This is a genomic window from Oceanobacillus sp. J11TS1 (assembly GCF_018333215.1).
In the GTDB taxonomy this organism is placed as follows: Bacteria; Bacillota; Bacilli; order Bacillales; family Amphibacillaceae; genus Oceanobacillus.
On sequence record NZ_BORO01000002.1, the window covers coordinates 41,764 to 61,203 of the forward strand.

The window sequence follows — 19,440 nt, forward strand, 5'->3', positions numbered from 1 at the left end:
TTGCCTAAAAAGGATGAACACTTAAAAGCGTGTTCATCCTTTTCTTATTTCTCCCACATACTCATCCACTCATCAATGGAAAAGGATTGAATCTCATTATCTTTTTTCTTTAAATGGATATACTTCTTCAGTTTGCTATCTGCTGTTTGTATGAAATCAATCACTTGCTGGCGGACTTCCTCCGTATCTACTGTACGAGTAAGCCAGTCTTGGAAAGGAAGTTCTTTTACTCGTATATCATCCTGTAGAAAGGTAAACCGATGTTTCAAAAAGAGTGTTTTCCATTCGGAAAGGCTTTTGGAGCGTACGTGACTTGGATCACGCATGGCTTCCAGTTTATTTAAAAATTGATCTTCGTCTGGATTTTCGGAAACGATGTTATCGATAAATAAGCATTTTCCACCGGTTTTTAAAACACGATACGCTTCTTGAATAAATTTTTCAGGATGAGGAAAGTGATGGGCAGCGATGCGGCAAGTTACAATATCAATGGATTCATCAAGAAAAGGGAGTTCTTCGGCATCAGCAACAACAAATAGGATATTATCGGTTTCATCTATGCTATTTCTTACGTTCGATAACATAGATGGCGTTAAATCCGTTGCAATGACCTGCTTGGCGAGTGGAGCTAATGTTTTTGCAACTTGCCCTCCGCCTGTTGCAACATCTAAGATAATTTGTTGATCAGATGGTTTTAACCAATCTAGGATTTTTTGCAAAGCAGCTGGATTGCTGTGTGTACTACTGTGAACATAAGCATCTTTTCTTTTTGTAAATAATTCTTTGTTCAATATCTTTTTATCCATGGAAACACTTCCTTTCTTGCTTTTGTAAAGTTAAGAAAATACGATTAATTATATACTATATGGTATAATGAAATAAGTAAAATACAATATTTTAATCGAAAAAGATAAGAATTAGTTATTGGGGGCTATTTTATGCGGATGGATGATTATGAAATCCTTTTAAAACTCTATGAAATTGGAACAATACGGGGGACAGCAAAAGCGATTCTTATTTCACAGCCAGCTGTTACCCAACGTTTGAAATATATGGAAAGTTATTTTGGTGAAATTATATTTATACGAACCTCCAAGCGATTATTGCCAACACCTGCTGGAGAACGGATTATTCAGCATGCAAAAGAAACTGTGGAGAAGGAACGCCAATTTAAAAATCGTTTAGCCGAGACAGGAGAAGAAATACAAGGAACGTTATCCATTGCTTGCTCATCCTTAATCAGCCAACGTTATTTGCCAGATATCCTCGGGGAGTACACAGCAGCCTATCCGAAAGTAACCATTGACTTAGTAACAGGAATCAGTGAAAATATCAGGCAAAATCATAAGCAATATCATGTATGTATTATTCGTGGCGAAAAATTAAAAGAGACAGCTTCTTTGCATTTGTTTGATGATCCGCTTTATATATTTGATACGGAGCCTTTTCCAGATCATTCTATAAAAGAAAGACCGCTTATCTCTTTCAAAAGTGATGATAGTATGCATGAGCTTGTCGACAGCTGGTTATTTGAACAGCAAAATTATATTAAACCGCAAAAAAAGATGACAGTAGATCAAATTGAAACTTGCAAACAATTTATGAAGCAAGGAATTGGCATGGCTGTATTGCCGGGCAGTGTCTCGAATCATTTGAAAGAGCATTATCCATATATTCCTTTATTTGTTGAAAATAAGGCATTAACCCGTGATACATGGGTCTGCTTTCAGGAAGGAATCCGTCAGCTTCCTCAAGTCGATCATTTTCTCCGTTTACTGGAAAACTATGATTTTATAACGGAGTAAAAAATAGAAAGCTTCTTTAGAAAAAATGTTTAAGGATAATGAATAAAGGAAATAGTACCATTAGATTAAATGATAAAGGAGCAGTGATTCGATGAGCAACATTATTTTCAGTTCAAAAGCAACAGCAGAAAATGGCAGAGACGGTCATGTGAAATCAGATGATGGAATTATCGATGTAGACCTAGTAGATCCAGCAGGTAAATCAGAAAAAAAAGGCTCTAATCCGGAACAACTCTTTGCTGCTGGTTATGCAGCATGCTACGATGGAGCGCTTAATTTAATGGCATCCAAACAAGGTAAAAACATTAAATCTGAAACTACTGCGGAGATTCATTTTATGAAAGATACTTCAGATGATGGTTTTAAAATTGGCGCAACCTTGCATATCAAAATGGAGGGAGTCAGCCAAGATGAAGCAGAGGAACTGGCAGAAGCAGCGCATCAATTCTGCCCATATTCCAAAGCGACAAGAGGGAACATTGATGTAGAATTAAAACCGACGGCGGTTTAACTATTTATGCATAATAAAAGTTCCAACCTTAACGGGCTGGAACTTTTTTATGCCAAAGAAAAAGTACTTCCAGCTTATAAAACACAGAACAAGCACTTTAAGGGGATTTTTGCTCCCCCTCTTTGCTTAAATTACCAATTCTTCATCCCACACTGCAAATATACCATTTCCTTTGCCAGAGTTTGCATCCTCTCTAAAACACGATCATCAATAATTTCATCACTATCTATGTTAAAGGCACGGTTATGAACAAAGACATTTTCAGCTGGAACCAATCCTTTAAAATAAGATAGGATAGACCTTAAATGATATTCCATGACAAGAAAATGTTTGTTTGACCATCCAGTTGCAACCATGCCTGTGACTTTATGTTTGAATGCATATTCTGGTAAGTGATCCAGTAGATTTTTTAGAGCTCCTGAAATTGATGCTTGATAGATAGGTGTTCCCAAAACGAGGAAATCAGCGGATAAAATTTTCTGAACAACATTCCAAGTATCTTCACTATAATCTGCTAACGGAGCACCGTAAAAAAAGTCAATTTCATAATCTCTTAAGTCGATTAATTCCGTTTTTATGCTTGAATCGATACGTCGTGCATGGACTAAAACCTGATTAACAGCGATAGATGTCTTATCACCTGAAAGAGCACCTGAGATTCCGACAAGTTTCATTATTTTAACCTCTTTTCAAGCTTATTTGTAATTTATGGATTATAGCATAAGTTTAACATTTTAGGAGGGGGGACTCTAATTTTGCGATTGGCTTTGGATGGAATCAAAAAAGCAGCTACTCCTTGAATTGATTCTGTACGCATCATTCTTAGAGTCAAATTATAAGAAGAGGAACAGATAGAAAAAGCTGGTGTATCGATTCTAGAAAAGGATACACCAGCTTTTTTTATTTTACTCTTAATTGATCTACAATTTCTTTTGCAGGTGTAACAAACAATGTTTTTTGATTATCATAAGTTACATATCCTGGTTTTGAACCATTTGGTTTTTTAACATGGCGGATTAACGTATAGTCTACGGGAACCGAAGAAGACTGTTGAGATTTACTAAAGTAGGCCGCTAAAACAGCAGCTTCTTCTAACGTTTCTTCACTCGGATTTTTAGAGCGAATGATAACGTGCGATCCAGGGATATCTTTCGTATGCAGCCATATATCATCGCGATGCGCTAAGCGCATGGTTGCATATTCATTCTGTTTATTATTTTTCCCCACTAATATGATTGTGCCATCTGAAGCTTGATATGTTTCCGGTGAGGGCTTCTGCGGTTTTTTTGTTTTTTTAGATGAACGTTGTTTTTTCAAATATCCTTCTTCCCGCAGTTCCTCACGAATTTCCTCAATATCATCTGTACTAGCTACGTCCAGTTGCTGCAATAATTGGTCAAAGTAACTAATTTCTTCATTGGTCCGCTTTATCTCTGTTTCCATAACGCGGCGCGAATTTTTCAGCTTCTGATAGGTTTTAAAATAACTCTGCGCGTTGACACTTGGTGACTTATTCGGGTTGAGTGGAATCGTTATCTCTTGCTGGTCGGGATCATAATAGTCTACTACAGAGATTTCTTTTTGATTTGGTTTGACTAAGTGCATGTGGGCTGTCAGCAATTCACCCATTTTTTGATAATGATCTGCCCGTTCAGATTTTTCGACCGTTTGCTGATGTTTCTTTAATTTCCGTAAGTTTTTATCTTTTTCACTTTTAATAAAACGATAGAGGTCTTTTGCTTGTTGTTTGACACGATCTCGCTCTGCTTTTCCAGAATAGAATGCATCAAGCATGGTATTAACTTCCTCAAAAACAGTAGCAGCTTCTTCATCGATAAAAGGTAAAACATGAAATTCTTCTTTTGGTTCCTGATAGATAGCAGGTTTATATTTATTTTCCTGTACTAGTTTTTGGACCAAGTTGAGCATGTTCTCGTAATCCTGAAAAGAGCCAAGATTGACGCTTGCTATCATTTTTTTGGTAACAAAAGGAGAAAAACCTTCTAATAACTGAAGGAGCTGATTATCCATTTTTCCAGCATTAAAATCCAGCTTTTTTACAAGAGAATGACTATCTATCTCTAGGATCGAATATTTATGCTGATCAGGCGGCAATTGGTAGGCTTGCCCCGGCAAAATCATTCGATGACGGTTTTGTGCCAAGGAAACATGCTTCAGGCTGTCAATAATATGTCCTTTTTCTTGATCAACTAAAATAAGATTACTATGCTTACCCATTAATTCAATAATTAATTTCTTATAACTAATATCGCCTATTTCATTGCGAGTCCGGATTGTAAATGTAACAATTCGTTCCATTCCCTTTTGCTCAATATTTTCAATAACACTTCCGGAAAGATGTTTTCTTAACACCATACAAAACATGGGAGGTTCCTTTGGATTGGTATAAGAATCATTTGTTATATGAAAACGAGCATATGTTGGATGGACAGAAAAGAGCAAACTGTAGTTTACAGATTGACTGCGAATCGTCATTACAATCTCTGTTTCAGATGGCTGATAAATCTTATTAATTTTTCCTCTTTCTAATTTCGTTGCTAATTCTTCTGTAACCGCTCTTGTTACAATACCGTCAAATGGCATATGTGATCACCTCATCGGCAATTATAGCATCTTTTTAGAAGTTCGGGCATAGAAATGGATTAAGTGCTCGTACAATTCATGTCGGAGGAATGTATAATGAAATGGTATCAGCTTAACACAGAGAAATTGGAAGAAACATTACAAGTGAACTCGAATGTCGGGTTAGGGGAGAAGCAGGTTGCGAAAAGACGTCAGCAGTATGGAGAAAATGTACTAGCAGCTAAGAAAAAAATTCCGAAATGGATTTTACTCTTAAAACAATTCCAAGATTTTATGGTATTAGTTTTATTAGCTGCTACGCTGGTTGCCGGGTTATTAGGGGAATATATCGATGCGATAGCTATCATGGTGATTGTATTAATTAATGGCATCATAGGTTATTTCCAAGAGCAAAAAGCAGAAAATTCATTAGAAAAACTGAAAGAACTTTCCGCCCCGATAGCTAGTGTAAAACGAGATGGACAATGGATAAAGATTCCGTCCAAAGAAGTGGTTGTAGGAGATGTTATCCGGTTCACAAGCGGGGATAGAATCCCTGCAGATATTCGTGTTATCAAGGCAGTAAGTCTGGAAACTGAAGAATCAGCTCTTACAGGAGAATCGCTTCCTGTTGCTAAGCATGCAAAAGAATTAAGGATGGATGGATTAGAAGCGCAGGACCAAGTCAATATGACTTTCATGGGAACGCTTGTCACGCGCGGCTCAGGTGAAGGAATTGTGGTTGGGACAGGCATGAAAACAGTAATGGGTCAAATTGCTACATTGCTTGATAATACGAAAAAGACCATTACTCCTTTAGAGATGAAATTAGCAGAGTTAGGAAAAATACTTATTGTTGTTGCTTTATTTCTTACGCTTCTTGTCGTGGGAGTCGGTATTTTCCAAGGACATCCTGTCTATGAAATGTTTTTAGCAGGTGTATCCTTAGCGGTAGCTGCCATCCCAGAAGGATTGCCAGCCATTGTTACCGTTGCCTTATCGCTCGGTGTTCAGAGAATGATAAAAAAGAAGGCGATTGTCAGGAAGCTTTCCGCGGTAGAGACTTTAGGTTGTGCTTCGGTTATCTGTTCGGACAAGACAGGCACGATGACGGAAAATCAAATGACTGTAAAGGAAGTATATATAAATGGAAAGACATTATACGTCACAGGAGACGGGTATCAGACCCAAGGAGATTTTCTCTATAATGAAAGAAAGGTAGATGATTCTCATTCGAATCTAAAATCCATGCTATTATATGGAATGCTTTGTAATCATGCATCTATCTTGTCTAAAAAAGGAAAGAACGTAGTAGATGGAGATCCGACAGACGGTGCGCTGTTAGTTGCTGCATATAAGTTTGGATTTCACGAAAATGATAAGCAGCCCTTTCGGATTATTAAAGAAATTCCATTTGATTCGAATCGTAAACGGATGAGTATTGTAGTTGAAGATGAGAATGGAATGCGCATGTTAATTACAAAAGGCGCTCCTGATATCTTGCTTCCCAGATCCTCCTATATTCAAACGGATGAAGGAAAGCTTGTTTTAACCAAAGAGCATAGTAAAAAAACCGAACAAGCAGTAGTTTCTATGGCTGAAAAGGCATTGCGTACCATTGCAATCGGTTTTCGAGTCCTATCTTCTTCGGAATCATTGGATACTGCTTTATTAGAAGAAGATTTGACACTCATTGGTTTATATGGACTAATGGATCCTCCGAGAAAAGAAGTGAAAGCAGCTGTTCGCGAATGTAAAGAAGCTGGAATTAAAACGGTAATGATTACTGGGGACCATGCTCATACCGCTAAAGCAATCGCTAGCCATTTAGATATCCTTCCCCCTGATGGTAAAGTGGTAGAAGGAAAAGAGCTGACACGCATGTCAAATGCTGAATTAGTGGATATAATTGAAGACACTTATGTTTTTGCACGTGTCACACCGGAGCATAAATTGCGGATTGTAAATGCTTTTCAAGAAAAAGGACATATTGTTGCTATGACAGGAGATGGGGTCAACGATGCGCCGGCTATGAAAGCAAGTGATATTGGTATTGCTATGGGCTTGAGTGGTACAGATGTAACAAAAGAAGCGTCATCTCTTGTTTTAATGGATGATAACTTTGCGACAATTAAATCCGCCATTCAAGAGGGCAGAAATATTTATGAAAATATTCGTAAGTTCATACGTTATTTACTGGCTTCGAACGTTGGAGAAATCTTAGTGATGCTGTTTGCAATGTTACTTGGATTGCCACTGCCGCTTGTACCTGTGCAAATTCTCTGGGTGAATTTAGTGACAGATGGTCTTCCAGCAATGGCGCTGGGGGTAGATCAAGCTGAAGGAGATGTGATGAAAAGAGGTCCTCGAAATCCGCGTGAAGGAATTTTCTCCAGGGGGCTCGGTTACAAGATCATTAGCAGGGGAATATTAATTGGAATCGTTACATTAGTTGCATTTATTGTAGCTTATCAAAATGATCCAAATAATCTTGTCTATGCACAAACAATCGCCTTTTCCACCCTTGTCGTAGCGCAATTAATTCATGTATTTGATTGCCGGAGTGAAAAGTCGATATTTGCAAGGAATTTATTTGAGAATCGTTATCTTATTTTAGCTGTCCTATCATCCATGCTATTATTGTTAGTCGTTATTTACTTCCCGCCGCTTCAGCCAATTTTCCATACAGTAACCTTATCTATGATTGACTGGTTACTCATCATCGGATTAGGGGCATTGCCAACTGTTTTATTTGGATTCACCAAAAAATAAAACATGCTAAAACAGCTATTCTATGAATGCAGAATAGCTGTTTTAATTCGTATTTAAAATAAAGTTTAGAGTTTGGATAAATACTTAATATGGAGGCTTACGGATCTCACTCTATTTTCCTATTTCTTGGTTAAGTACTTGTAACGGAAAACATTATAGTATAAAATTCATTAAAGATACAGTATAATGGTACTATTATAGATAGAGAAGGAATGCTAGGGGGAAAGAATTTGAATTTAAGTTTGATAAACATCGGCTTTGGTAATGTTGTTTCCGCAAATCGCATTATTTCTATCGTGTCTCCGGAATCAGCACCAGTGAAAAGAATTATTACCGTTGCCAGGGAAAATAATAAATTAGTGGACGCTACGTACGGACGACGTACCAGAGCTGTTATAATAACAGATAGCGATCATGTTGTATTATCTGCGGTACAGCCTGAAACAGTCGGACAACGACTTGTTGCGAACGATGAAATCGCAGACGAATAACGAAGATAGAAATTAGGAGGAAATGGTTTGATCAAAGAGAAAGGCATTTTATTCATTTTATCCGGTCCATCAGGGGTCGGAAAGGGGACAGTCCGTAAAAAATTATTTGAAGAAGAAATGGATCTTCAATATTCCATTTCCATGACGACCAGAGAAAAGAGAACTGGTGAAGTTGATGGTGTCGATTATTTTTATAAATCACGTGAAGAGTTTGAAAAGTTAATTGAAGAGGGACAGCTTTTAGAATATGCCCAATATGTTAATAATTATTATGGGACTCCTAGAAAATACGTAGAGGAAACCCTTGAAAAGGGATACGATGTATTTCTTGAGATAGAGGTGCAGGGAGCAATGCAGGTGAAGAAAAACTTTCCTCAAGGTGTATTTATCTTCCTATTCCCTCCTAGTTTGGAAGAGTTAAAAAATCGTATCGTTAATCGCGGTACAGAAGCGCCGGAACTCGTCCTGAATCGTCTAAAGGAAGCACGAAATGAAATTGAAATGATGGATGCCTATGATTATGTAGTCGTAAATGATAAAGTGGAGACAGCGGTAGATAAAGTCAAAGCCATTATTAAAAGCGAGCACTTAAAACGAGAACGAATAGCAAAACAATATAAGCAAATTTTGGAGGATGAATTATCATGATGTTAGAACCTTCTATTGATTCACTGCAAACAAAGATTAAATCAAAATATAGCTTAGTAACCTTATCAGCAAGAAGAGCAAGAGAACTGAGTGAAACAAATGCTGTTTTAGTGGATCACCCAAAATCCCATAAATATGTTGGGAAAGCATTAGAGGAAATTGCTGCTGGAAAACTATTTATTAAAAAGTAAAAATTCATAAATATAAGCATGGAAACAGGCCTTTGCACAGTGAGAAGATTCTTCAGGCGAGAATATTTTCACCATGCAGAGGTTTTTCTATTTAACAGTTCTAATATAAAGCCCGAGGAAAGACGTATGAGTATGCCTGATGGTTACATATTTTCAGCAAACTTTTTGACATCCTTTGCAATCCTTTATTCGGGAGAGTAAGCTAAAAATATGTTATAACTATGTATAGAGAAAAGAGTCATACACGTTGAAAATTTTTAAAATCTATACAGTCGAATTCTAGGCATTAAAAAGTAATCTACGCTTAAAGATAGGAAAATGTGACAACCATATTTAAGGAGAGGAAGTTTCACATGCTCAATCAGAAAAAAATACTTTTAGGTGTATCTGGTGGCATTGCCGTCTATAAAGCAAGTGCTCTAGCAAGTAAATTGACGCAGCTTGGGGCAGAAGTAAAAGTTTTGATGACAGAAAATGCAGCAGAGTTTGTCACACCGCTAACATTTCAAGCTTTAACGAGAAATCCTGTTTATACAGATACCTTCGATGAAAAAAATCCAAAGAAAATAGCACATATTGATTTGGCTGATTGGGCAGATATTGCAATTATTGCACCAGCAACTGCAAATATTATCTCCAAATTAGCGCATGGACAAGCAGATGATATGCTCTCTACCACAATGCTGGCAACGCAAGCAGATGTTTATATTGCTCCTGCAATGAATGTCCATATGTATGAGCATCCAGCTGTTATCCAGAACATGAAGCAATTAGAAAATTGGGGTTATCACTTTATTGAACCCGGTGATGGTTACTTAGCTTGTGGATATGTCGGAAGAGGTCGACTAGAAGAACCGGCAGAGATTATTTCTGCAATTGATCGTCATCAACAGAAAGACCTTGATTTGCAAGGTAAAAAGATTCTTATTTCTGCTGGACCGACAAAGGAAATGATTGATCCAGTACGCTTCTTTTCTAACCGTTCTTCGGGAAAGATGGGATTTGCTTTGGCTGAAGCAGCAGCTGAGCGTGGTGCAGAAGTTACTTTGGTTACAGGGCCTGTATCCATTGATATTCGCCATCCATTAATTCGCCGGATAGATGTTGTTTCTGCACAGGAAATGTATGATGCGATGAATGAGCAATTTGCAGGTAAAGATATTGTTATCAAGGCTGCCGCGGTAGCAGACTATCGTCCTAAAGAGGTACATACTTCAAAGATGAAGAAAAAGGACGGGGACGATGTAATTGCTCTAGAACGGACAGAAGATATTCTAAAAAGCCTTGGGGAAAGAAAAGAGAATCAATTTTTAGTTGGATTTGCTGCCGAAACCGATTCGCCAATTGAATATGGTTTAGGTAAATTGAAAAAGAAAAATTTAGATGCCATTGTTGTCAATGATGTAAGCCGTGCAGGAGCAGGCTTTGAAGGGGATACGAATATAGCCACATATATTAATAAACTTGGCTCTCAAATTGATTTACAACAGGCAACGAAAAAACAGATAGCGATGCAGTTATTTGACTGTATTTTAAGAGATATGAAGGATGATCCCATTTGAAAATAGCAAGTATAATTGTTGATGTGCCTTCTAGTTCAACAAATCAAACATATGATTACTTGGTTCCCGAGAAATATCGTGAAATGATTACTCCTGGCATGCGAGTAACCGTTCCATTTGGTCCGCGTAAAATTATGGGGTTTGTTGTCCAGCTGAAGGATGAGACAACCTTAACGAAGCTAAAGGAACTGCATGAGGTTTTAGATATCACACCTGTCTTAACAGATGAACTGCTAAAACTTGGTGAATTTGTAGCCAAAAAAACAATCAGCCTGTATATTACTGTATTTCAGACAATGCTGCCGCAAGTACTAAAATCACAGTATACAAAAGACTTAGTTCGCGAGACAGACGAATTTCTTAGCCCGGAATTAGAGGAATTATTTGCTGGAAGAGAGTCAATCCCGTTTGAAGAATTTACGGCATCTTCTATTAGTTATTACCATTTACAAAAGCAAATAGAAGCTGGAAATATTACGATATATTATCATGTGAAGTCAAGAATAACCAAAAAACAGCTGACCATGGTGCAATTGGATGTATCTGAAATGCGTGCTTTGGAAACTTTAGAGGATTTATCGAAGCAAGCTAAGAAACAAAAAGAGCTTATTCAATATTTAATCGAACATCCAGAGCCGATTGAGCAAGCGAAATTAGTTAAGCTTTTGGATACTTCCGCACAGACCGTTAAAACATTGGTATCAAAAGGGATTGTTAAGACATTTCAACAAGAAGTTTTCCGCGACCCCTATAAAAATCAGCCTATTGAACAAACCGAAGCTTTTGAGTTGACTGATGAACAAGCTGCTGCGATGGATCCAATTATTTCTTCGATCGATGAAAAAGAAGATAATGTATTTCTGTTGCATGGTGTAACAGGCAGCGGGAAAACAGAAATATACTTACAATCTATTCAGCATGTGATTTCTAAGGGGCAGGAGGCTATCGTCCTAGTTCCGGAGATTTCTTTAACACCGCAAATGGTCCGCCGTTTTAAAGGACGGTTTGGCTCCAATGTAGCTGTTATGCATAGCGGTCTTTCTGCCGGAGAAAAATATGATGAATGGAGAAAAATTCAGCAAAAGCAGGTGCAAGTGGTTGTGGGTGCTCGTTCTGCAATCTTCGCGCCATTTTCAAATATTGGTATCATTATTATTGATGAAGAGCATGAAACAACCTATAAGCAAGAAGACCAGCCAAGATATCATGCCAGAGATGTGGCGATAGAACGGGCGAAAAACCATCATTGTCCTGTCGTTATGGGCAGTGCTACGCCTTCTTTAGAAAGCTTTGCCAGAGCTAAAAAAGGTGTCTATAAACTTTTAACGCTTTATAACCGTACAAACAGGCAGCAGATGCCTAGTGTTGAAATTGTAGATATGCGCAAGGAACTGCATGCCGGTAACCGGACTATGTTTTCTACCTCGCTTATGGAAAGTATGAAAGCTTGTATGGAGCGCGGAGAGCAAATCGTGTTGCTCCTGAACCGCCGCGGCTATTCTACATTTATTATGTGTCGTGATTGCGGCCATGTATCCGAATGTCCGCATTGTGATATTGCGTTAACTTACCATAAAAATAATCATCGGCTTAAATGTCATTATTGTTCCTATGAGCAAGCTGTTCCTAATCACTGCCCGTCTTGCGAGAGTGATTTAATCCGTTATTTTGGAACAGGTACGCAGCGGGTGGAGGAATCTCTGGCAAAGCTCTTACCGGAAGCTCGTGTGATTCGCATGGATGTGGACACCACTAGAAGAAAAGGATCCCATGAAAAATTATTAAAGCAGTTTTCCGAGAAGAAAGCCGATATCTTATTAGGGACACAAATGATTGCGAAAGGTCTTGATTTTAAGGACGTTACATTGGTAGGGGTCTTATCAGCGGATTCGATGCTGCATCTTCCTGATTTCCGTTCGGCGGAACGAACTTTTCAACTATTGACGCAAGTGAGCGGCAGAGCAGGAAGACATGAACTTGCAGGAAATGTGATTGTGCAGACCTATACCCCAGAACATTATAGCGTAACCTATGCTGCTGAGCATAACTTTCTTGATTTTTACAAACATGAAATGGCTGTAAGGAAAGCATTTCAATATCCGCCGTTTGTGTTTCTTGTGCTGATCACCGTTTCACACGAAAATCATGCACGAGCAGTACAAGTTGCAGGAGAAATCGTGAAGCAGCTTAGTCATGTTGTAGCTCCGGGTACAACGGTCTTAGGCCCGACTCCTTCCACAATTGCGCGGATAAAAGATAGATATCGGTACCAGTGCATGATAAAATACAAACATGAACCGAACTTAATTCCATATTTAGAGCATATTCAATCAGCATATGCTGATGAAATACGGAAACAAACTTTACAGCTGTCTATTGATACACAGCCGTATTATATGATGTAAGGAAATGAGGGAATATCTTGAAACGAATCGTTTTTATGGGGACGCCAGATTTTGCTGTCCCCGTTTTACAAAAAATTGTCGAAAATAACTATGAGGTTGTCCTTGTTGTTACACAGCCGGACAGACCTAAAGGAAGAAAGAAAATCATCACACCTTCCCCGGTAAAAGAAGAAGCTTTAAAGCATGGAATAGAGGTATTTCAGCCTGAAAAGCTAAAAAATGATTATCAGGCAGTGATCGATGCGAAACCGGACTTGATTGTCACAGCTGCTTATGGACAAATTCTTCCGAAAGCTGTACTCGATATAGCACCCTTTGGAGCGATCAATGTCCATGCTTCTCTGCTCCCAGAGCTGCGCGGCGGTGCACCAATACATTATTCTATTATCCAAGGGAAGAAGAAAACAGGTGTAACGATAATGTATATGGTGGAAAAATTAGATGCAGGTGATATCCTTACCCAAGTAGAGGTAGAGATAGAAGAAAAAGATCATGTCGGTACCTTGCATGATAAGCTGGCGAGTGCTGGATCAGACTTGTTGATTGAAACATTGCCTGATTTGTTTGCTAATCGTTTAACGCCCAAAAAACAAAACGAAGAATTAGCTACGTTTGCATCTAATATCAAGCGAGAACAAGAAAAAATTGATTGGAATAAGCCTGCTGCAGAGATTTATAATCAAATTAGAGGGCTTCATCCCTGGCCAGTTGCTTTTACAACCTATGAAGGGAAAGTTATGAAAATTTGGTGGGGCGAAGAAATCTCCAAAACAGATTTAACAAGGCCTGCAGGTGAAATTATAGCAAAGGATAGTGAATCTTTTACGGTTCAGTGCGGTGCACAAACTACGATTAAAGTAAAAGAAATTCAACCTGCCGGCAAGAAACGTATGACAGTGAGAGACTATCTTCAGGCTTCGCAGGATAGGATTCAAATAGGCGTAATACTAGGAGAATAATATAATTATGAAATATCAATTGAGACAAACGATGCTAGACGTACTTATTCGTATTGAAAAAGATAAAGGATTTAGTAATCTTCTTTTAAATCATGAATTACAGCAAAGTGATTTGAATGAAAAGGATAAAAGGCTGCTGACGGAAGTGGTTTATGGCACTGTACAAAATCAACTGACCATTGATTACTATATTGCTCACTTTATGAAGAACAAGAAAAACGTAGATTTATGGGTTAAACAGCTTTTAAGAATGTCAGTTTACCAAATGGTTTATCTAGAAAAAGTTCCTGATCATGCAGTAGTTCATGAATCGGTTGAAATTGCAAAAATACGGGGACATAAAGGCATTGCCGGTTTTGTAAACGGGATTTTACGTAGTATTCAACGAGATGGTGTTCCAGACTTATCTTTCATTAAGGATCCTGTAGAACGGATATCTATAGAGACAAGTCATCCTAAATGGTTGGTTGAAAGGTGGATAGACATGTATGGCGTGGAACAAACAGAAGCAATGTGCCAGGAAAATTTAAAACATTTTCCAATGTCTATTCGAATTCAGCCGCTAAAAACAAACCGCAAATCTATTATGACGCAATTAGAGGAGCAAGATTTCACAGTAGCTGAATCAGCATTTTCACCACAGGGTATCGTTATCCAAAAAGGAAATATTTTTAAAACAGATCTTTTAAAAGAAGGTTTCGCTACAGTACAAGACCAAAGCTCGATGCTGGTTGCCGAGTCATTACAATTAGAGCCTGGTATGAAGGTGCTAGATACTTGCAGTGCTCCAGGCGGAAAAGTGACGCATGTGGCTGAAAAAATGGCAGATCAGGGAGAGATTCATGCGTTTGATTTGCATAAGAAAAAAGTGAAATTAATAGAAGAGAAAGCGGCCACACTGAATCTACATGCTATATCTGCTTTCCAAGGAGACGCACGAAACCTGCATGAAAAGTTTGAGGAAGCAAGTTTTGATCGAATTGTTATTGATGCTCCTTGTTCAGGCCTGGGCGTTATCAATGGGAAGCCTGAGATTAAATATGAAAAACAAGCTTCAGATATTGAACGCCTGGCATCCATACAGTTTGACATTATCCAATCGGCAGCACCGCTTCTTAAACCAGATGGATTACTTGTTTATAGTACTTGTACCGTAGATAAAGAAGAAAATAATCAAGTAGTTCAACGATTTTTAGAAAATAATCCTGGGTTTAGCATAGATCTCTCTTTTAGAGATGACTTATCAGAATTAATTCAACATGCACCAGGCTGGTCATCGGAAGGTTTACAGCTATTTCCTCAAGATTTTCAAACAGATGGATTTTTCCTGACAAGAATCAAGCGTAATGGATAATAATGGCTTAATTCCTGTTCCAGCCTCGATGTTTCTCGGCAGGGAGATCAGCCCGGATTAACAGGACGGTGCAGGAGAATTTTTAACTGAGCAAGTGGTCAACATCAAAATCTATTGTTGAATTTAAATCGTGAAAATAATAATCAAATTAGCGCTCCCGTATAGCTATTTTTCAACCGTAGATTTTGGTGAATAACCGCCAATTATAAGAACATATCCATTCGCTTAATCACATATTGGGGAAAGCAAATAAAAAATGCTTCTCCATCTGATAAATAGACCGTTTTATTAGATGAAAATTGTGTCATACTTAGGATAAATGATAAAAGTTACGTGGTAATGAAATTGGAACTTTAAAGGGGGAGTAGCTTTTGAAGGGGCTTTTCTTAACGCATTGCGGACAAGTTCGTAATCATAATGAAGATGCAGGCGGCATTTTTAAAAATAAAAGTAACCAGCCAATTGCAATTATTGCAGATGGGATGGGTGGTCATCAAGCTGGAGATGTAGCAAGTTTGCTAGCTGTTGAAAATTTAAAGAAAAGATGGGAAGAAACAGAGGAAGTTGAAAGCCGAGAACATATTGAACAATGGCTTCAAAACATAATTAAGGAAACGAATGCTCAAATCTTTCAGAAGTCCCAGGAAAATAAACAGCTTGAGGGGATGGGAACAACCCTTGTTGCTGCAGTTATGGCAGGGGATTTGCTAACCATTGCCCATATTGGAGATAGCCGTTTGTATAGAGCGAGAGGGGATAGCTTTGAGCAGTTGACAGAAGATCATTCTTTTGTTAATGAGCTTGTTAAAAGAGGAGAAATTACAGAAGGGGATGCAGAATTTCATCCTTATAAAAATTACATCATTCGAGCGCTCGGAACAGAAGCTGAAGTGGACACGGATATAAAGTCACTTACTTGGGAAATCGATGATCGATTATTATTATGTTCGGATGGTTTATCAGACAAATTGAGTCAAACAGAGTTAGGCCAATTAATTAGGACAGACAAAGAGATGGAAGAGATTGGGCAAGAGCTTATTGATATAGCGAATGAACGTGGAGGAGAAGATAATATATCGCTTATATTGATAACACATGACGGTTCAGACTCGGAGGCAGGTGAACCTGCATGAATAATGGACACTTATTAAATGATCGCTATAAGATTGAGAGGAAAATCGGCGGAGGAGGCATGGCAAATGTTTTTCTTGCCAGGGATACCATTCTTAAGCGCGATGTTGCTGTAAAGGCATTACGGACAGATTATGTACATGATCAAGAGTTTATTGCCCGTTTTGATCGAGAGGCGCAATCAGCTACATCCTTGTCTCACCCAAACGTTGTAAATATCTACGATGTAGGAGAAGACGATCAAACGCTTTATATGGTTATGGAGTACGTAGAGGGAATGACTTTAAAAGAATATATCCAGCAATCAGGACCAGTTGATGTCCCTCTAGCCTTGGATATTATGAAACAAATTGCCTCTGCAATTGCCCATGCACATGAAAATGGTATCATCCATCGTGATATTAAGCCTCAGAATATATTAATTAATCACTTTGGAGAAGTGAAAGTTACAGACTTTGGGATTGCTATGGCGCTTAGTGCTACCGCATTAACGCAAACAAATTCCATATTAGGTTCCGTTCATTATTTATCGCCTGAACAGGCGCGTGGTGGTCTGGCAACGAAAAAATCGGATATTTATTCGTTAGGAATCGTTTTGTTTGAATTGTTAACAGGAAAACTTCCATTTTCAGGACAGTCCCCTGTATCAATTGCTTTAAAGCATTTGCAAAACGATACGCCATCCGTTAAAGAGATTAACCCAGATATTCCTCAGAGTGTGGAGAATATTGTTTTACAAGCGACGGCAAAAAATTCATTTTATCGTTATGAGGATGTCTATCAGTTTGAAACTGCTCTGGAAACAGCACTTTCGCCTGAAAAAATCAACGAAGAACCCTTTGCGATACCGGATGAAGATGGGGACGAGACAAAGGCAATTCCAATTATCACCGATGAAGATTTATCTCAGGAAGAAGCAGGTCAAACGATTGTTCATCAGGCAGATCAGGAGCCAACGAAAAATTACCCTAATGGAAACAAAGGAAAGAAAAAAGAAAAGAAAAAGAAACCTGCTAGAAAAAAGAAAAAAATTCTATGGATCTCGATACTTTTATTATTGCTAATTGGTATCGGTGCGGCTGTCGCTGTGTATGCCATGCAGCCTCAAGATGTTACAATAGATGATTTTGTTAATGAACCAGTAGATGAAGCAAGGGATGTGTTAGAGAGTCAAAATCTTCTTGTTGAAGTAGAAGAGGTCAACTCTGACGAAATCGAAACAGGTTATATTGAAAAGACAGATCCTGTGGCAGGAAGAACGGTTAAAGAAGGAGCAACGGTAACCCTATTTGTCAGTCAAGGACCAGAGCAAGTTGAATTCGATGATTATGTTGGAGAAAACTTTGAAGAGGTAAAAGAACAATTGGATCAGGCAGGTTTTACAGATATTATTCCTATTGACAAAAATTCAGAACAGCCGGTAGGAGAGATTATCTCTCAGGTTCAGCCAGACCCAGGGACATCTGTTGTGCCGGGTGAAACGAAAGTGATTTTTGAAGTCAGTACTGGTCCAGAAATGGTGAGTTTAAATAATCTTACAGGAATGACGGAGGAGGAAGTACAAGCCTATTTTGATCGCAACGAATTAGTGATGAATAAACATGAAGAGCATTCTGATAATGTAGGTGAAGGACTTGTTATTAGGCAATCTCCTGAGTCTGGAACGGATTTAGAAAAAGGATCAACAGTGGATGTTTATTTCTCCATTGGGCCAGAGGAAGAGCCGCCACGTTCTCATTCTGTATCTTACATGGTTCCTTACACGCTCGATGAGGAAAATCCTGGGGATGAAGACGCAAATCAAGAGGAATCTGCAGGTAATGAGAATAATGAAGAAGATCAAAATGGTGAACCTGATACAGGTGAGGAGAATACAGATAACGGAAATGCTGAGGGAGAGAACACAGAGGAAGAACAGGAAGAAGAGACAGAAACATCAGAGCCGGAAGAACAAGTAGTCCGAATCTATATTGGTGATGCTAATAATGATATTTCAGATGTGTACCGTGACATGACTATAAAAGAAGATACGGAAGTAACATTTACATTAACCATTGCACCTGGGACAGATGCTGAGTATCGGATTACCAGGGATGATGAGGTAATCACAGAAAGGACGGTATCCTATGAGGGAGAGGAAGAGTAGATGGCAGTAGGCAGAATTATTAAAGCATTAAGCGGCTTCTACTATGTACAGTCAAAGGAAGGGATTTATGCCTGTAAAGGCCGAGGTGTGTTTCGAAATAAGAAAATCACTCCATTAGTTGGTGATTTTGTGGAATTCGATATCCGGAATGAAGATGAAGGGTACATTATGAAGGTAAAGGAGAGGTCGAATGAGCTTGTTCGGCCTCCTATTGCCAATATTGACCAGGTATGTATCGTCAACGCGGCGGTATCTCCAGACTTCAGTCCTTTATTGCTTGATCGCTTTCTTGTCCTAGTGGAGTCGAAACATATCCAGCCTTTGATATTCATAACAAAAATGGATTTAGTTCCTTCCCAGGAAGTGGACAGATTAAAAGAATATCAAGCTATTTATAAAAATCTAGGGTATGAAGTAAAGCTATTATCCTCCAAAGAACCAGAATGGATTACTGAAATCATGCCTTATTTTAAAGATAAAGTATCCGTTTTTGCTGGGCAGTCTGGGGTTGGAAAATCATCTTTATTGAATTTATTAGACCCTGATCTGTATTTAGAGACAGCAGAGATCTCTAAGAGTCTTGGACGGGGCAAGCATACAACAAGACATGTTGAGTTATTAGCTATTGGAGAGGGATTAGTAGCCGATACGCCAGGGTTTAGTGTCTTAGAATTCTCTGATTTAGAAGCAGAGGATTTAGGAGTCTGCTTCCCAGAGATAAGAACGCAAATGCAAGATTGTAAGTTTAGAGGTTGCTTACATGATAAAGAACCCAAATGTGCCGTGAAGGAAGCTGTTGCCAATGGTTCGATAGCAGCATTTCGATATAATCATTATTTGCGATTTTTAGAAGAAATTAAATCAAGAAAGCCGAGGTATTAA

General features: G+C 38.5%; 16 protein-coding genes. 13 read left to right on the forward strand and 3 right to left on the reverse strand.

What is annotated here, in order from left to right; translation table 11 throughout:
• Nucleotides 1-44: 44 nt before the first annotated feature.
• Entirely contained in the window at nucleotides 45-806 is a 762-nt protein-coding gene (locus tag KI343_RS02405) for a class I SAM-dependent methyltransferase (protein ID WP_212924846.1), read from the reverse strand.
• Between the two features lie 132 nt (nucleotides 807-938).
• Here KI343_RS02405 and KI343_RS02410 point away from each other — a divergent pair, with 132 nt between their 5' ends.
• Both KI343_RS02410 and KI343_RS02415 read left to right on the forward strand, forming a co-directional pair.
• On the forward strand, nucleotides 939-1,805 hold the full coding sequence (locus KI343_RS02410) for a LysR family transcriptional regulator (protein ID WP_212924847.1): 867 nt from the start codon (nucleotides 939-941) through the stop codon (nucleotides 1,803-1,805).
• 91 nt (nucleotides 1,806-1,896) lie between these two features.
• Entirely contained in the window at nucleotides 1,897-2,316 is a 420-nt protein-coding gene (locus KI343_RS02415; RefSeq protein WP_212924848.1) for an organic hydroperoxide resistance protein, read from the forward strand.
• Nucleotides 2,317-2,447: 131 nt separating this feature from the next.
• Here the strand turns inward: KI343_RS02415 and KI343_RS02420 are convergent, their stop codons facing one another.
• Both KI343_RS02420 and KI343_RS02425 read right to left on the reverse strand, forming a co-directional pair.
• Nucleotides 2,448-2,990 (reverse strand): NADPH-dependent FMN reductase, encoded by a 543-nt coding sequence (locus KI343_RS02420; RefSeq protein WP_212924849.1) that lies wholly within the window; start codon nucleotides 2,988-2,990, stop codon nucleotides 2,448-2,450.
• Nucleotides 2,991-3,216: 226 nt separating this feature from the next.
• Nucleotides 3,217-4,920 (reverse strand): Rqc2 family fibronectin-binding protein, encoded by a 1,704-nt coding sequence (locus tag KI343_RS02425; protein WP_212924850.1) that lies wholly within the window; start codon nucleotides 4,918-4,920, stop codon nucleotides 3,217-3,219.
• 96 nt (nucleotides 4,921-5,016) lie between these two features.
• Between KI343_RS02425 and KI343_RS02430 the strand changes: the two genes are divergently transcribed.
• From KI343_RS02430 to rsgA, 11 genes are all read left to right on the forward strand, one after another.
• Nucleotides 5,017-7,671 carry a cation-translocating P-type ATPase gene (locus KI343_RS02430; RefSeq protein ID WP_212924851.1) on the forward strand — a complete coding sequence of 885 codons (2,655 nt, stop codon included), beginning with the start codon at nucleotides 5,017-5,019 and terminating at the stop codon, nucleotides 7,669-7,671.
• A 230-nt stretch (nucleotides 7,672-7,901) separates the two neighbouring features.
• Nucleotides 7,902-8,162, forward strand: a complete 261-nt coding sequence (remA, locus tag KI343_RS02435) for an extracellular matrix/biofilm regulator RemA (RefSeq protein WP_212924852.1) — start codon at nucleotides 7,902-7,904, stop codon at nucleotides 8,160-8,162.
• Nucleotides 8,163-8,189: 27 nt separating this feature from the next.
• Nucleotides 8,190-8,810 carry a guanylate kinase gene (gmk, locus tag KI343_RS02440; protein WP_212924853.1) on the forward strand — a complete coding sequence of 207 codons (621 nt, stop codon included), beginning with the start codon at nucleotides 8,190-8,192 and terminating at the stop codon, nucleotides 8,808-8,810.
• Nucleotides 8,807-9,001: a DNA-directed RNA polymerase subunit omega gene (gene rpoZ / locus KI343_RS02445; protein WP_212924854.1), complete on the forward strand. Its 195-nt coding sequence runs from the start codon at nucleotides 8,807-8,809 to the stop codon at nucleotides 8,999-9,001. Before gmk ends, rpoZ begins: the two co-directional genes overlap by 4 nt.
• Nucleotides 9,002-9,354: 353 nt before the next feature.
• Nucleotides 9,355-10,563, forward strand: a complete 1,209-nt coding sequence (gene coaBC, locus KI343_RS02450) for a bifunctional phosphopantothenoylcysteine decarboxylase/phosphopantothenate--cysteine ligase CoaBC (RefSeq protein ID WP_212924855.1) — start codon at nucleotides 9,355-9,357, stop codon at nucleotides 10,561-10,563.
• Nucleotides 10,560-12,968, forward strand: a complete 2,409-nt coding sequence (gene priA / locus KI343_RS02455) for a primosomal protein N' (RefSeq protein ID WP_212924856.1) — start codon at nucleotides 10,560-10,562, stop codon at nucleotides 12,966-12,968. Before coaBC ends, priA begins: the two co-directional genes overlap by 4 nt.
• 17 nt (nucleotides 12,969-12,985) lie before the next feature.
• Nucleotides 12,986-13,927 carry a methionyl-tRNA formyltransferase gene (gene fmt, locus KI343_RS02460; protein ID WP_212924857.1) on the forward strand — a complete coding sequence of 314 codons (942 nt, stop codon included), beginning with the start codon at nucleotides 12,986-12,988 and terminating at the stop codon, nucleotides 13,925-13,927.
• A 7-nt stretch (nucleotides 13,928-13,934) separates the two neighbouring features.
• Nucleotides 13,935-15,281: a 16S rRNA (cytosine(967)-C(5))-methyltransferase RsmB gene (gene rsmB, locus KI343_RS02465; protein ID WP_212924858.1), complete on the forward strand. Its 1,347-nt coding sequence runs from the start codon at nucleotides 13,935-13,937 to the stop codon at nucleotides 15,279-15,281.
• Between the two features lie 371 nt (nucleotides 15,282-15,652).
• Nucleotides 15,653-16,414: a Stp1/IreP family PP2C-type Ser/Thr phosphatase gene (locus KI343_RS02470; protein ID WP_212924859.1), complete on the forward strand. Its 762-nt coding sequence runs from the start codon at nucleotides 15,653-15,655 to the stop codon at nucleotides 16,412-16,414.
• A complete protein-coding gene (gene pknB / locus KI343_RS02475) occupies nucleotides 16,411-18,558 on the forward strand; it encodes a Stk1 family PASTA domain-containing Ser/Thr kinase (RefSeq protein ID WP_212924860.1) in 2,148 nt (715 codons plus the stop codon). Before KI343_RS02470 ends, pknB begins: the two co-directional genes overlap by 4 nt.
• Nucleotides 18,559-19,440, forward strand: a complete 882-nt coding sequence (gene rsgA, locus KI343_RS02480) for a ribosome small subunit-dependent GTPase A (RefSeq protein ID WP_212924861.1) — start codon at nucleotides 18,559-18,561, stop codon at nucleotides 19,438-19,440.

Bases quoted from the DNA above. Each gene is read 5' to 3' on its own strand.
- coaBC (WP_212924855.1), top strand. From the start codon at position 9,355: ATGCTCAATCAGAAAAAAATACTTTTAGGTGTATCTGGTGGCATTGCC.
- KI343_RS02425 (WP_212924850.1), bottom strand. From the start codon at position 4,920: ATGCCATTTGACGGTATTGTAACAAGAGCGGTTACAGAAGAATTAGCA.
- KI343_RS02430 (WP_212924851.1), top strand. From the start codon at position 5,017: ATGAAATGGTATCAGCTTAACACAGAGAAATTGGAAGAAACATTACAA.
- rsmB (WP_212924858.1), top strand. From the start codon at position 13,935: ATGAAATATCAATTGAGACAAACGATGCTAGACGTACTTATTCGTATT.
- KI343_RS02410 (WP_212924847.1), top strand. From the start codon at position 939: ATGCGGATGGATGATTATGAAATCCTTTTAAAACTCTATGAAATTGGA.
- rsgA (WP_212924861.1), top strand. From the start codon at position 18,559: ATGGCAGTAGGCAGAATTATTAAAGCATTAAGCGGCTTCTACTATGTA.
- pknB (WP_212924860.1), top strand. From the start codon at position 16,411: ATGAATAATGGACACTTATTAAATGATCGCTATAAGATTGAGAGGAAA.
- KI343_RS02420 (WP_212924849.1), bottom strand. From the start codon at position 2,990: ATGAAACTTGTCGGAATCTCAGGTGCTCTTTCAGGTGATAAGACATCT.
- KI343_RS02405 (WP_212924846.1), bottom strand. From the start codon at position 806: ATGGATAAAAAGATATTGAACAAAGAATTATTTACAAAAAGAAAAGAT.
- KI343_RS02415 (WP_212924848.1), top strand. From the start codon at position 1,897: ATGAGCAACATTATTTTCAGTTCAAAAGCAACAGCAGAAAATGGCAGA.
- rpoZ (WP_212924854.1), top strand. From the start codon at position 8,807: ATGATGTTAGAACCTTCTATTGATTCACTGCAAACAAAGATTAAATCA.